The organism is Shewanella sp. S1-49-MNA-CIBAN-0167, from assembly GCF_040310145.1.
Lineage (GTDB): Bacteria > Pseudomonadota > Gammaproteobacteria > Enterobacterales > Shewanellaceae > Shewanella > Shewanella psychromarinicola.
This window is the reverse complement of sequence record NZ_JBEOPO010000016.1, coordinates 87,448-101,630: the sequence shown is the minus strand read 5'-3', so window position 1 is coordinate 101,630 and position 14,183 is coordinate 87,448. Positions and strand designations below refer to the sequence as shown.

The following is a 14,183-nucleotide window of genomic DNA, read 5'->3' as shown; positions in this document are numbered from 1 at the left end:
GTACACCCGAGTGGACTCGAACCACCGACCCCTACCATGTCAAGGTAGTGCTCTAACCAGCTGAGCTACGGGTGTATTGTTTACATTTATTAAAATTCCAATGTTTAGACTCTTTGAAGAGAGTGGTACACCCGAGTGGACTCGAACCACCGACCCCTACCATGTCAAGGTAGTGCTCTAACCAGCTGAGCTACGGGTGTATAATGTCTTGCTTTGTATGTTTTGGTGTATTGAACCACCAATCCCTACCGCCGCGGTTACAAAAAGAGGGTAGTGCTACTCTTTTTACCAGCTGAGCTACGGGTGTATTACTTATTTTTAATAAAATCAAAAACTTTAAAACATCTCGCTTCAAAGTGGATGCTATAGTAAGTGGGATAGCCTATAGCTTGCAAGCAAAAAAACCATTTTTATATCTAAATGGTGATTTGCTGTGCAACTTGCTTCAAGGTTAAGCAATGTTAAATGGTTAACCTTGGTAATTTTCATAATTTAGCCTATCTGACTAAATACCAAACCTTTCTTTTGAATGTACTTTAATCTTATTGCAAATAAAATTGCCGCCGATGTTAATCCTGCAATTAACCCAATCCAAAATCCATGAGCGCCCATGGCAGGTCGAACAATGTCAGTATATCCCAACACATAACCTATGGTCATGCCAATACACCAATACGAAAACAAGGTAATGTAAAACGCACTTCGAGTGTCTTTATAGCCTCTTAGCGCTCCTGCGGCGACAACTTGGATGGAGTCGGATATTTGATAAAATGCAGCAAGCATCATCAAGCTACCCGCTAAGGTAACCACTTCAGGATTATCATTATAGAGTAATGCGATCTCATGCCTAAAGGTCACCGTCAGTAGGGCGGTAAACACGGCCAAGACTAAAGACAAACCTAATCCAACTTTAGCGACAAGCGCTGATATCTCAGGTTGACCGCGACCAAGGTAATAGCCAATACGAATAGACACCGCAATACCAATAGATAATGGCAGCATAAATATGATTGAAGAGAAGTTAAGGGCTATTTGATGACTTGCCACAACATTGGCGCCAAGAGGTGCTAAAAATAACGCGATGACGGCAAATAGGCTGACTTCAAAAAATAATGCCATTGCAATTGGCATCCCCAGCTTTGTCATCGCCCACATGTTAGCTAAGTGCGGACGATAAAACTGTTTAAACGGTTCCAGCTCTTTAAAGGTTTTATCGACTAACATGTAAATGATCATGGCGGCTAACATAGCCCAAAACACAAGCGCTGTAGCTACACCACAACCCGCACCGCCCATTGCTGGAATACCAAAACCACCATAAATAAACACGTAATTGGCGGGTATATTGACGGCTAATCCAATAAAGCCAATCACCATCGTTGGCATAGTATAAGAAATACCCTCACTGCAACCGCGCAGTACTTGATACAACACGAAGGCCGGAGCGCCCCATAAAATAGCATCAATATAACCAACCGTTAACGCATGCAGCTTGGGTTCTAAATTCATTAGTTCGAGTAAATAAGTAGAAGATGTGAGAAAGAACATCACACCAATACCACCAATTATGGCAATATATCCAGCCTGAAACAGTATCGCGGGAATGGCTTGCTGATTATTTGCACCATGATATTGTGCAAATACTGGCGTAAAAGACATGAGTAAACCTTGAACAAATAAGATTGCAGGTAACCAAAGACTGGTGCCCACAGCAACTGCAGCCATATCTACTGCGCTGACGCGGCCAGCCATAACGGTGTCAATAAAGCCCATCATGGTCTGAGTCACTTGTGCAATCAGTACCGGCAGCGCTAATTTTATCAAGCGTGAAATTTGAAACCCTGTATTATTCATTAAAAAACCTATAACGGAACGAGATAAAATATGTTTACTGGTATAGTTCAAGCCACTTGTGAGGTGGTCTCAATTAACAATGCTACAGGTCTTAAAACCTTTGAAATCGCTATGACGCCAGAGTTAACACAAGGATTAGTAACAGGTGCTAGCGTAGCCAATAATGGTGTTTGCCTTACTGCTACCAAGATACTAAATGATAAGGTTTTTTTCGATGTAATGGAAGAGACATTAGCCGTAACTAACCTAGGTAATACCAATGTCGGTGATAGGATAAACATTGAACGTTCGTTAACGTTTGGGTCCGAAATCGGTGGGCATATTTTATCCGGTCATGTGCATACTCTGGCCACAGTAAAAGCCGTGAGTCACACCGACGAGCACTATAATATAGAACTGCAAGTTGATCCGCAGTGGATGAACTACATATTTTATAAAGGCTTTGTTGGAATTAACGGCTGTAGCTTAACGGTTGGTAAGCTCACTGACAATGGATTTATGCTGCATTTAATTCCTGAAACGTTAAAGCTGACCAATTTGGACGATTACACCGTTGGCAGTAAGATTAATATCGAAATTGACAGTCAAACGCAGGTTATCGTTGATACCGTTGAGCGCATTTTGGCTAATAAGCAACTTGCGTAAATAAGCCGCCCATCATAAAGTGCCATAACTTGCTTGCTTCGCAGATTAAGCAGGCAAGTGCTATGGATTAATAAATTTGTTCATCGTCTGAATCGATATGAAGTTCTATTTTTCTACGATTATCATCTAGATGCATCCGAATGTGGATTGGATTACAACAAATACGACAGTCGTCATAATATTCTTGATCTCCTGAACTGGCATCTAAAGTGACATATTGATTATGCCCGCAATGGGGGCAACAAATGGCGCGCGAAAGCAGTCTCATAACTAATACTCCTCACTGACTCGTTATTAATAAGTATAGTGAGCATTTGGCATTTTGGATCATTCCTATGAATGATTCTATCAAATCAAAATAATATTCATTCAAGATAAAAACTAATGACATTTTATTTGATAATATTGTTTATAATCAGATATTAATGCTGTCAATATAATTCACTGGTAATTAAATCGGTAATTAAATCGCCACATTGGATAAACAGTGACTACGGCGCAGGGACTCAATCGAGATTGCACTTGTTAAATAATCGCTAATAACATTAGCCAGCTTCTTTTCATTTAATTTAGCAAAAAACACCATTTATACCTGTTATTCATCCCGTCATGGTTGCGCCATAATCCGCTTATCACATAGAATAGAGACCTGCGTTTTTGGGTAACTAAGACTCCTGTACTGTCTTGATTTCATTAGCGTGTCACTCGTTCAAAAAGAACATACTTAATTACCATGTGGCCCTACGTGTGGGTCACCACTGGACAAGGAATTTTCATGCCTATTATTACATTGCCTGATGGCAGCAAACGTGAGTTTGCCAATCCTGTATCGACTCTTGATGTTGCATTAGACATCGGCCCTGGTTTAGCTAAAGCGTGTATTGCTGGCCGAGTAAATGGTGAGCTAAAAGATGCAACAGACTTAATCACTGCAGATTCAGAGTTAGCTATCATTACGGCTAAAAACGAAGAGGGTGTTGAAATTCTCCGCCATTCTTGTGCCCATTTATTAGGTCACGCGATCAAACAAATGTGGCCTGAAACCAAAATGGCGATTGGCCCTGTAATCGATAACGGATTTTATTACGACATCGATTTAGATCATAAGCTGACGCATGAGGATATCGAAGCCTTAGAAAAGCGCATGCTTGATTTAGCAAAAACTAACTACGATGTGGTTAAAGAAGTTGTGTCTTGGCAACAGGCTCACGATGCATTTAGTGCTCGTGGCGAAGAATATAAAGTTGCCATTCTTGATGAAAACATCAGTAAAGACGCAACACCTGCGCTGTATAACCACGAAGAATACATTGATATGTGTCGTGGACCGCATGTACCTAACATGCGTTTTTGTCAGCATTTTAAATTGATGAGTGTTGCTGGTGCATACTGGCGTGGTAACTCAGATAACAAAATGCTACAACGTATATATGGTACTGCTTGGGCAGATAAAAAAGCGTTGAAAACCCATTTAGTGCGCTTAGAAGAAGCCGCTAAGCGTGACCATCGTAAAATTGGTAAGCAATTAGATTTGTACCACATGCAAGAAGAAGCACCTGGAATGGTGTTTTGGCATAACGATGGTTGGAGCATATTTTTGGAGCTTGAGAAGTTCATTCGCCAAAAGCTAGGTCAATACACTTATCAAGAAGTGAAAGGCCCACTGATGATGGATCGTGCATTGTGGGAACGTTCTGGCCACTGGGATAAATACGCAGATGCCATGTTCACTACTAACAGCGAAAACCGTGAATACGCTATTAAGCCAATGAACTGCCCAGGACATGTACAGATTTTTAACCAAGGGTTAAAATCTTATCGAGACTTGCCATTACGTATGGCTGAATTTGGTTGTTGTCATCGTAACGAACCATCAGGTTCACTTCACGGTTTAATGCGCGTACGTGGTTTTACCCAAGACGACGCTCATGTTTTTTGTACTGATGATCAAGTTCAACAAGAAGTGAGTGCATGTATCCAAATGGTATATGACACATACGCGACATTTGGTTTCGACAACATCGAGGTTAAACTGTCAACGCGCCCTGAAAAACGTATTGGCGACGATGACATGTGGGACCGCGCTGAAGAGGCATTAAAGCAAGCACTTGCCAATAATAATATTGAATTTGAAATATTACCCGGTGAAGGTGCGTTTTATGGCCCAAAAATCGAATTTACTTTGCATGACTGTTTAGATCGTGCATGGCAATGTGGTACAGTACAACTCGATTATGCATTACCGAATCGTTTAGGCGCGACTTATGTCGCAGAAGACAACAGTCGCCAGACGCCAGTAATGATCCATCGTGCTATTTTAGGTTCTTTAGAACGTTTCATAGGTATCTTGATAGAAGAATACGCGGGTAAATTTCCAACATGGCTTGCTCCAACGCAAGTGGTTGTAATGAATATTACCGATAAACAAGCTGTTTATGTTGAAGAAATCGTTAAATTCTTCAAAGAACAGGGTATTCGGACATCTTTTGACTTGAGGAATGAGAAAATAGGCTTTAAGATACGCGAACACACTCTAAGACGTGTGCCTTATTTATTGGTCGTTGGTGATCAAGAAATGGAAAATAAGGAAGTAGCGGTGCGTACACGTGACGGTATCGATTTAGGCAAGTTAAAACTAGAAGATTTCGCCGCGATGATACGTCAACAGATTTCGCTCCGTAGTCTCAAATTGTTGGAGGAATAGGTCATAAAGATCAAAAGAACAGCAGGGCGACAGCCGGCCCCTAATAGAATCAATGATGAAATCACTGGTGTACCTGAAGTCCGTTTATCAGGTTTAGATGGTGAACCAATTGGTATATTAAGTATAAAAGAAGCTCAGAACGTTGCAGATGAAGCCGGAGTTGATCTTGTCGAGATCAGTCCCAATGCTGAGCCTCCTGTCTGTCGCATCATGGACTACGGTAAGTTCCTTTTTGATAAAGCGAAAGCTCAAAAGGAACAAAAGAAGAAGCAGAAACAGGTCCAGGTTAAGGAAATTAAATTCCGACCTGGAACTGATGATAACGACTATCAGGTAAAACTACGCAACCTGATTCGTTTTCTAGAAGATGGGGACAAAGCGAAAATTACGCTGCGTTTCCGTGGTCGCGAAATGGCACACCAAAACCTAGGTATGGATCTTTTGAACCGTATCAAGGCTGATTTGGAACCGTATGCGGTTGTCGAATCTTTCCCTAAAATGGAAGGTCGTCAAGCAATTATGGTGCTAGCACCTAAAAAGAAATAGTAGGGCAACCTAAAGTAGTAAAAGTCTCTTGAGGCTTTTGCTCGCCTTACGTTTATTAACGTCCCAATGCGGAGTTTTAGAAATGCCTAAAATGAAAACAGACAAGGGTGTAGCGAAGCGTTTTAAGAAAACCGCTAATGGTTTCAAGCGCAAGCAAGCACACTTACGTCACATTTTGACCAAGAAAAGCACTAAGCGTAAGCGTCACTTACGTGCTAAATGTTTAGTTGCTAAGTCTGACGTTCCAGCAATCGCGCGTCAATTACCATACGCTTAATTTAGGAGTTTAGAAAATGCCAAGAGTTAAGCGTGGTGTAACCGCACGTGCTCGTCACAAGAAAGTTTTAAAATTAGCTAAAGGTTATTATGGCGCTCGTAGCCGTACTTACCGTGTTGCTGTTCAGGCAGTAACAAAAGCTGGTCAATATGCTTACCGTGATCGTCGTCAGAAAAAACGTCAATTCCGTCAGTTATGGATTGCGCGTATTAATGCAGCGTCTCGTCAAAATGGTCTGTCTTACAGCCGTTTCATTAACGGCTTGAAAAAGGCGTCTATTGAAATCGATCGTAAGATTTTGGCTGACATCGCTGTTTTCGACAAAGTTGTTTTTGCAATTTTAGTTGAAAAAGCAAAAGAAGCGTTAAACTAAGTAATTAGTTGGTCGCTTTAAAAAGAGGAGCCTTCGGGTTCCTTTTTTTATATCTATTACAAAGTAAGAAGCCTCTTGCCATACAAAACGCTTACCATTTCACCCCTGCTACGTTTAGAGATAATCCCAACTACAGACAAGAGAGTTGATAGAACAATACCATTGAGCATACTTCGATCTATTTATATCCCAAACTTGTCATTTATTAATCAGACACCTCTACTCGTCAAACACTGCAATATTGTCAATGGATCCAATGTGGTTAGCCCGACAAAGGGCTATTTTATGTTTATTTACTATCGCAAGTTAAAGTTCGTTAGCAGTATAAAAAGTGAAAATGACCACATATTTAATGGAATTAGCATTATAATGTACCTAAATTTGAGGAATGTTTAACTTTTAATAAACTTTGTATCAACTATTAAAAGTCTCACTACTCACCGCTGGCATACAGTGGTATAACTAAATATATGTTCTCCATTCACTTCACTTAGGATAGTTGTAATGATCTTCTCTCAAGTCACGCTTGCTCCAGCAGACCCCATTTTAGGCTTAACGGATGCATTTAAAGCAGATGCTCGCCCTCATAAAGTCAACTTAGGGGTAGGTATTTATAAAGATGAAGCAGGGCAAACGCCTATATTATCTTCTGTAAAAAAAGCTGAAGCCATTTTACTTGAAACCGAAAAGACCAAGAATTATCTCGGTATTGAAGGTGTACAAGCTTACAATCAAGTTGTTCAAGATTTATTGTTTGGTCCTCAGAATAATATTATTGCAAATAAACGTGCCGTTACAGCACAAGCACCCGGTGGTACAGGTTCATTACGCGTGGCTTCAGAATTTCTGGTCCGCAATACACGCTCAACAACAATTTGGGTCAGTAATCCTACTTGGGCTAATCATAGGAATATTTTTGAAACCGCAGGCTTAACGGTTAAAGAATACCGTTACTACAAGGCTGAAACTCATGACATGGATTTCGACGCCATGTTGGCTGATTTAGCGAATGCCAATGCGGGAGATGTGATATTACTTCATGGTTGCTGTCATAACCCAACCGGTATCGACTTATCGATTGAACAATGGAAGCAAGTCGCGAACATTTGTGTAGAAAAATCTTTGCTACCGTTATTTGATTTTGCTTACCAAGGGTTTGGTGCTGGTATTGAAGAAGACGCCCAAGGTCTGCGCGCTGTTGCTTCTGTGGTGCCAGAGCTATTAATTGCTAACTCATTTTCTAAAAACTTTGGTTTGTATAACGAACGTATTGGTGCTGTCACTATCGTTGCAGAAAATCAAGATGATGCTGTTAGAAGCTTTAGCCAAATCAAAAAAAATATTCGTGCCAATTACTCTAATCCTCCGGCACACGGTGGGTTGATTGTTAGCACTATTTTATCTGATAAGGCACTGCGCCAAGAATGGGAAGCCGAGCTGACTCTAATGCGTGAACGTATTGCAGACATGCGCAGCTTATTTGTTGAAAGTCTCAAAGCTGAAGGCGTAAAACAGGATTTTAGTTTTATTTCGCGTCAAAATGGCATGTTCAGTTTTTCAGGTTTAAATAAAAGCCAAGTTGCCCGTTTAAAAGATGAATTCGCTATTTATATTGTCGGTTCTGGTCGTATTAGCGTTGCAGGTTTAACGAAAAACAATATGCCCGCTGTGTGTAAAGCGATTGCACAAGTGATTTAACATTAGTGACAGATTAAAAAAGGCTGCACTATGCAGCCTTTTCTATTATCTGTGCACCATAATCTTGTTGTCATTGGTGAATGCGAGTTCGAGTCGGTTATTCGAATTAGATATCGATTCAAATCCAGTTTGACCCCATAGCAATACTTAGCAGGATCATTCTCTAGTCAATACTCTATTTTGGCAGCACTAACAGATACATTCTATGCAGTAGCTGAAAGTATTTTAGTCAAATCAATGGCTTTACTATTTGATTGGTATGATCCACACACTTGGCTAATGGCCTCAGCTAACGCTAGTTTATCGTGTAAACCAGGATGATGCTGGCTTACTAACGGAAAATGATTAAAACGAACCCCATTCACTTCGGAGCAAGCGAGCTCAATCTTATTGCCATGCTGAATAACATCGGCGATGACTTCCTTGCCTATAAGCTGGTTGAACCAAGCAATTTTATCTTCGATGCTAAAGGTGCTTGCTGGTGAATATTCGGGCGTTAAATTATCCACTAAAATAACATGCGCTTGAGAGTCTCGAATACTCTTGGTTAGCTGAGGGATCAATAACGGTGGCAGTATACTGGTTAAAAAACTGCCAGGGCCGATGATAATTAAATCGGCTTCAGCGAGTGCATAGCACGCCTCTGATGTTGCTTCGACTTCAGGCTCTAATGATAATGCAATCGGCGCTTCTTTCATGCCGTCGACATTAAGTTCGCCAAAGACTTTGTTGCCACAATGCGTAAGTGCAACAAGATGAGTTGAAGCTTCAGACATCGGAATAATTTGCGTCTCAATTTTAAGTAAGCCACGAATTAAATTTACCGCTTCAAGCGGTCTTACACAAAGTTGATCGAGTGCGTGTAAAACCAGATTACCTAAATTATGCCCAGAAAGTTCATTATCACCCGTGAAACGATGATCGAATAACATCGAACCTAACGATGGCCTTAGGGCCAGATGGGAAAGACAATTACGTAAATCTCCCCACGCTATAGTTTGTTGATCCTGCCTCAGCCGACCGGTAGATCCACCATTATCAGTGGTTGCAACAATCCCTGTTAATCTTGGGCCTAAAAAAGATAAAGCGGCAAGAATACGGCCTAATCCATGCCCGCCACCTATGGCTACCACATGATGATAATTATTGAGTTTTTGATCCAACATAATCTGTTCTCAAGTCCTTGAGTTGTTGAATAAGACGATATGCAGTCGATAAAGACTGCCCAGTTATCACGTTCAATCAATGTTAACTGTATATGGTCATTAAAGTGTAATTATTTTTCCGTTTTGCTGCCTATATTGGTCACAATCGGGACCCAAAGCCGATAAGCACCCCATCCACAAAAGCGCTTTACTGTATCCTATCGGTCATTAAGGTTATAATTAACGAGATTAGTAAGTTGAAAATGAATTTTTGATAAGGCAGGTACTATTGAAGATAGGCAATATAGGTAAAGTAACATTTGCATTAGGCTTAGCCGTTGTTGCATTGTTGGCGATAAGACTCTTTATCATTCCTAATACGACTCAAGAATCAGTCACATCTGGAACTCATCAACTTAATGAAGTTGATCTAGGTGAAGTACCGTTGTTTGCTGAAATAGATGATGTAGTCACTAAAAAGCAAACGTTCTTTGATTACTTGCGGCCTTCGGTTGAAGCTCAAAATCAAATTATTATTCACGACCGTCAATTCATATTGGCTGTTATTGATAAAATCGATAATGATTTAGGCTTAAGTGGATCTGATAATGAGAGGTTGAATTCAATTCTTGAATATTATCAATATGATGTTAAATCATTTACGCGCAATACCTTAACGCCCTTATTAAAGCGCGTCGATATCATTCCAGTTGATATGGTGTTAGTACAAGCTGCCAACGAAAGCGGTTGGGGCAGTTCACGTTTTGCAATCGACGGGTTTAATTTTTTTGGCCAGTGGTGTTTTACCGAGGGCTGTGGTTTAGTGCCATTAGCGAGGGCGGACGGCAAAAGCCATGAGGTGGCTGTATTTGATTCACCCAAAGAGTCAATTATTGCCTACATGATTAATTTAAACACTAATTCTGCGTATCGTTTATTTCGTTCTATTCGCGCTGATTTACGGGCGCAAAAAATTAAGCTGACCGCCGAGAAATTGGTTTATGGCTTAATTAATTATTCAGAACGAAAGGACGAGTACATTGATGATCTACTCGACATGCTTAAACACAATAAGCCATATTTACAAGGGAACAAAGCTAATGCTTAATCGCACGCTAGTGATCGGATTTATTTTTATATCGTCTATTTTTATGGTTAGTAGCAGTGTTGCTGAAACTGTTTCATTAGAGTACAAAGGCTTTTACGATCGATTAAAGCAAGTGAATAAGCAAAACTATCCATTGGTTGAGGTAGCCTTTAGTGTACCGATCACATCAGATTGCACCATAGTGTCAGGTAGTATCACTACCGAAAAAGAGCAGTTCCCACTACCGTATAATGCGCAACAGCGCTTATTTATTCCCTACGATCCGCAGTTGAAATCTGACCGAGGTTTGGTCAATATCAATGTGACCGGTGATGCAGAACAATGTGCCATTGCCATGCAGGTTCGCGCTAAAGAAACCAAGCTAAATTTCACTCAAACGGAACTGTTAGCACTAACCGGCGATATGAATAAGCTGCTTGATGGATTACAAGGTTTTCCGATGAAGTATTTTCGTAAACCGATTAGTGGACTGACATTTGAGTTTGCCAACCAACACAATAACGGCACTATCATTATGGCAACCATTGACGGTGTAGAATCGACAGTGGATCAGAAATACACACTGACACAGGCCAAAATCAATCAACTGCAACATCTTTCATTTAATCAGCAACCCACTGTCGTCAGTCCATTCGTCATGAAATAATGTCGGACTGTCATTCGAGCTAGATAAGTTCTACTCGAATAATTAGGCTAAACGTTTTTGTAAAACCAATTGATGTAATAATAAAGGCGTTGATATCAACGCCTTTAGTTTATCTGTTAACAGGTGAATGCCATTATTATGGCGTAAACGTCGCGACTACATCGATTCGATTACTGATATCTAAATCAATATGACCATTATTACTGATATCAACAAAATCAAAAGCAGGTAAATCTGCATCAGCAATATCACCCGTGTTCACAACATCTGAATTTCGTTGCAATGAAACAAAATCAAACTGCTCGCGGTCAACACCTTGCGATGGTGCGGTATTTTGCATTGCGGTAAAAATAGTTTCAATGCGACCAGGATATTGTTTATCCCAAAGCTGTAACATATCTTTAATCGCACCTCGTTTTAAATTTTCTTGCGAGCCACATAAGTTGCAAGGAATGATAGGAAACGATTTCAATGTCGAATATTCTTCAATGTCTTTTTCACGGCAATAGGCCAACGGACGAATAACCATATTGGCACCGTCATCAGATAACAGTTTAGGTGGCATAGATTTTTGTTTGCCGGCATAAAACATATTTAAAAATAAGGTTTCAATAATGTCGTCACGGTGATGACCTAGTGCAATTTTTGTTGCCCCTATGTGTTGGGCGAAACCATAAAGCGTACCACGACGCAAACGAGAACACAGTGAACATGTCGTTTTGCCTTCAGGTATCTTTTCTTTGACAATAGAATAGGTATCTTTTTCAAGAATATGGTAAGCGACACCTAACTCATCTAAGTATGCTGGCAACACATGTTCAGGAAAGCCAGGTTGTTTTTGATCTAAGTTAACAGCGACAATTTCAAATTTAATTGGCGCGCGTCGTTGAAGATTTAATAAAATATCCAGCATAGTGTAGCTGTCTTTGCCACCGGAAAGGCAACACATAACGCGATCACCATCTTCGATCATATTATAATCCGCAATCGCTGAACCGACTTCATGTCGTAAACGTTTTTGCAGCTTATTTATACGAGTTATATAATTTTCAGAGATTGTATCAACTTCAGACATAAAAAATGCGCCCAGTAACTAAGTGTTTCAGGGCGCGTATTATTCCAGCATTCGAGGTCAGGGTAAAGAAGTTAACCTCTTCTAATGGAGACTAATCTTCTAAAGGTGATTTATATCCATCAGGTTTAATCGCCAACAAATCACAATTAATACTGTCGATGACATGTTCAGCCGTATTACCAATTAATGTAGCAGAAAAACCTGTGCGGCCAACTGTACCAAGTACAACTAATTCAGCATCTAATTTGGTCGAGATTTCAGGAATAACATCTTCAGGTAATCCTTCTTCAACATGGCAGTTTTCTAATGGAATATTATAAGCTTGAGCTAAATACTGTACTCGTTGCTCATGCTGCATCCGCACAGTATTGTTATACACACTGGCATCAAAGTCGGGGAGTTCGATAGCGAGATTTACTGGCGTACCAGGATACCCATTAACTAAGTGCACACTTGCAGAGAATTTTTTGGCTAAATCGAGAGCGTGATTAATGATTTTACCGTTAAGAGTTTGATGATCTTCATCTTCGGTAGCAACGTTGACCGCACAGACAATTTTGCCTGCAACTGGCCAATCATGTTCTTTGACTAACAACACCGGGACAGGAGACTTACGCATTAAATGCCAATCTGTAGGGGTAAAAATGACCGCTTTTAATTTATGATGTTCATGTGTGCTTTTAACAATCAAATCATAATGACCTTTTATCGCATGATTTATTACACTTTCGAAAGGGCGGTTATGCCAAACAACTTCAGTATTAATATTAATATTATGCTTATCAAAACCACTAATGGCGTTTTCTAACCAGGCAACACGCTGATCGATGACACCTTGTCGCATAGCTTCACGTTCTTGGCTAGATAAAATAGAGGTCATTTCATATGAGAAATCAAAAATAGATAAAAATGCAGTTATCTCTGCCTGACTTTTTGACGCTAACTCAACAGCACGTGCCAATGCGGGTTGATGATCCGTTGTAGGATTAATCACCACTAATATCTTTTTATAATCCTTCATATAACCTCCAAGCTGTTATGTTTTTATTGATATTATCTATTGATAGTATTACCGTTTACTAATATTTAAACATTGAGATAGATCATACTAATTTAATTTAAGTGGCGATGCGAGCATTTCCAGCAAGGCTACTTAACGCGGAATGATCAATAATAGAAATGTACTTACCTTTGACTTCAATTAAGCCTGACTTTTGGAACCGGCCCAATAAACGGCTAATCGTTTCAACCGTTAACCCCAAATAATTACCGATATCACCGCGAGTCATCGAAAGTCTAAATTCATGGGGCGAGAACCCCCGTTTACCGAAGCGATTAGCAAGATTATTGATAAATGCGGCCAAACGTTCTTCGGCATTTTTCTTGGAAAGCAGGAGGATCATTTCTTGATCACTCATAATTTCATTACTCATCAATCGCATAATTTGCTGGCGCAGTTTAGGCATAGATCCAGATAAATCATCTAAGGTATCGTAGGGGATTTCACAGACCATTGAGGTTTCTAAGGCTTGGGCAAAACTCTGGTGACGTTGGGCATGAATACCATCAAAACCAATGACGTCACCCGCAAGATGAAAACCAGTAATTTGTTCATCACCTTGTTCTGTAATGGTATAGCTTTTAATCGTACCGGAACGGATCGCATACAATGACTTAAGTACGTCACCGGATTTGAAGATAAGATCACCTTTTTGAATGGGTTTTTTACGTTCAATAATATTATCGAGTTTATCAAGCTCTTCATTATTTAACGTAAAGGGTATACACAGGGCTTCCATACTGCAATCGTGGCAATGAATGGCGCAACCGCTAGTAGATGGACGAGTTTTAATGAAATCTGAAGGCATACCCATTCTCAATTTATGAAGACATCACCATGTTATACCATTCCGCATTAATAAGGTACTCCTCAACATGAGAGTTGCACTTGCTAAATGAAGTGAATGGACGGTGTAATAGTTACACGTTTACGGTTAAGCAAAAGTCCAATATAACTTACCTCTTTTGAACGCTCCTTAGACGCTAGTGCATATTGTAACAACTTAGTGAATAAATGCTTTAAATATTTAACATTTTGCTAATACCTATTGA

14 protein-coding genes and 2 tRNA genes are annotated in these 14,183 nt (G+C 40.0%); 8 read left to right on the top strand and 8 right to left on the bottom strand.

What is annotated here, in order from left to right:
- Position 1: 1 nt before the first annotated feature.
- The 3 genes from AAEZ00_RS09585 to AAEZ00_RS09575 all read right to left on the bottom strand — a co-directional run bounded on the left by AAEZ00_RS09585 (position 2) and on the right by AAEZ00_RS09575 (position 1,854).
- A tRNA-Val gene (locus AAEZ00_RS09585) sits at positions 2 to 75 on the bottom strand.
- A gap of 48 nt (positions 76 to 123) precedes the next feature.
- A tRNA-Val gene (locus AAEZ00_RS09580) sits at positions 124 to 200 on the bottom strand.
- Between the two features lie 292 nt (positions 201 to 492).
- Positions 493 to 1,854, bottom strand: coding sequence for an MATE family efflux transporter (locus AAEZ00_RS09575; RefSeq protein ID WP_101031394.1), 1,362 nt, complete (start codon positions 1,852 to 1,854; stop codon positions 493 to 495).
- Between the two features lie 30 nt (positions 1,855 to 1,884).
- On the opposite strand from AAEZ00_RS09575, the gene AAEZ00_RS09570 reads away from it, so the two are divergent.
- Complete coding sequence (locus tag AAEZ00_RS09570) at positions 1,885 to 2,499, top strand: riboflavin synthase subunit alpha (RefSeq protein ID WP_351088605.1); 615 nt, start codon at positions 1,885 to 1,887, stop codon at positions 2,497 to 2,499.
- A gap of 67 nt (positions 2,500 to 2,566) precedes the next feature.
- Here AAEZ00_RS09570 and AAEZ00_RS09565 read toward each other — a convergent pair whose 3' ends face one another.
- Entirely contained in the window at positions 2,567 to 2,767 is a 201-nt protein-coding gene (locus tag AAEZ00_RS09565; protein WP_101031398.1) for a CPXCG motif-containing cysteine-rich protein, read from the bottom strand.
- Positions 2,768 to 3,274: 507 nt separating this feature from the next.
- Here AAEZ00_RS09565 and thrS point away from each other — a divergent pair.
- The 5 genes from thrS (at position 3,275) to AAEZ00_RS09540 (ending at position 8,097) form a co-directional block, all read left to right on the top strand.
- Positions 3,275 to 5,203, top strand: a complete 1,929-nt coding sequence (gene thrS / locus AAEZ00_RS09560; RefSeq protein ID WP_101031400.1) for a threonine--tRNA ligase — start codon at positions 3,275 to 3,277, stop codon at positions 5,201 to 5,203.
- 3 nt (positions 5,204 to 5,206) lie between these two features.
- Positions 5,207 to 5,749, top strand: a complete 543-nt coding sequence (infC, locus tag AAEZ00_RS09555) for a translation initiation factor IF-3 (protein WP_101031402.1) — start codon at positions 5,207 to 5,209, stop codon at positions 5,747 to 5,749.
- Between the two features lie 82 nt (positions 5,750 to 5,831).
- Entirely contained in the window at positions 5,832 to 6,026 is a 195-nt protein-coding gene (gene rpmI, locus AAEZ00_RS09550) for a 50S ribosomal protein L35 (RefSeq protein WP_011496149.1), read from the top strand.
- 16 nt (positions 6,027 to 6,042) lie between these two features.
- On the top strand, positions 6,043 to 6,399 hold the full coding sequence (gene rplT / locus AAEZ00_RS09545; RefSeq protein WP_101031404.1) for a 50S ribosomal protein L20: 357 nt from the start codon (positions 6,043 to 6,045) through the stop codon (positions 6,397 to 6,399).
- A 504-nt stretch (positions 6,400 to 6,903) separates the two neighbouring features.
- Positions 6,904 to 8,097 (top strand): amino acid aminotransferase, encoded by a 1,194-nt coding sequence (locus AAEZ00_RS09540; protein WP_351088604.1) that lies wholly within the window; start codon positions 6,904 to 6,906, stop codon positions 8,095 to 8,097.
- A 203-nt stretch (positions 8,098 to 8,300) separates the two neighbouring features.
- Here AAEZ00_RS09540 and yvcK read toward each other — a convergent pair whose 3' ends face one another.
- Entirely contained in the window at positions 8,301 to 9,263 is a 963-nt protein-coding gene (gene yvcK, locus AAEZ00_RS09535; RefSeq protein WP_233768517.1) for a uridine diphosphate-N-acetylglucosamine-binding protein YvcK, read from the bottom strand.
- A gap of 268 nt (positions 9,264 to 9,531) precedes the next feature.
- On the opposite strand from yvcK, the gene AAEZ00_RS09530 reads away from it, so the two are divergent.
- Together AAEZ00_RS09530 and AAEZ00_RS09525 are read left to right on the top strand one after the other, a co-directional pair.
- Positions 9,532 to 10,350 (top strand): glucosaminidase domain-containing protein, encoded by an 819-nt coding sequence (locus AAEZ00_RS09530; RefSeq protein ID WP_101031408.1) that lies wholly within the window; start codon positions 9,532 to 9,534, stop codon positions 10,348 to 10,350.
- Positions 10,343 to 10,996 (top strand): DUF2987 domain-containing protein, encoded by a 654-nt coding sequence (locus tag AAEZ00_RS09525; RefSeq protein WP_124014156.1) that lies wholly within the window; start codon positions 10,343 to 10,345, stop codon positions 10,994 to 10,996. The genes AAEZ00_RS09530 and AAEZ00_RS09525 overlap by 8 nt, the downstream gene beginning before the upstream one ends.
- Before the next feature lie 136 nt (positions 10,997 to 11,132).
- Here the strand turns inward: AAEZ00_RS09525 and ttcA are convergent, their stop codons facing one another.
- From ttcA to etrA, 3 genes are all read right to left on the bottom strand, one after another.
- Entirely contained in the window at positions 11,133 to 12,071 is a 939-nt protein-coding gene (ttcA, locus tag AAEZ00_RS09520; RefSeq protein ID WP_124014157.1) for a tRNA 2-thiocytidine(32) synthetase TtcA, read from the bottom strand.
- Positions 12,072 to 12,162: 91 nt separating this feature from the next.
- Positions 12,163 to 13,092 (bottom strand): universal stress protein UspE, encoded by a 930-nt coding sequence (gene uspE / locus AAEZ00_RS09515; RefSeq protein ID WP_124014158.1) that lies wholly within the window; start codon positions 13,090 to 13,092, stop codon positions 12,163 to 12,165.
- A gap of 97 nt (positions 13,093 to 13,189) precedes the next feature.
- On the bottom strand, positions 13,190 to 13,939 hold the full coding sequence (gene etrA / locus AAEZ00_RS09510; protein WP_101031416.1) for an electron transport transcriptional regulator EtrA: 750 nt from the start codon (positions 13,937 to 13,939) through the stop codon (positions 13,190 to 13,192).
- Between the last annotated feature and the right edge of the window lie 244 nt (positions 13,940 to 14,183).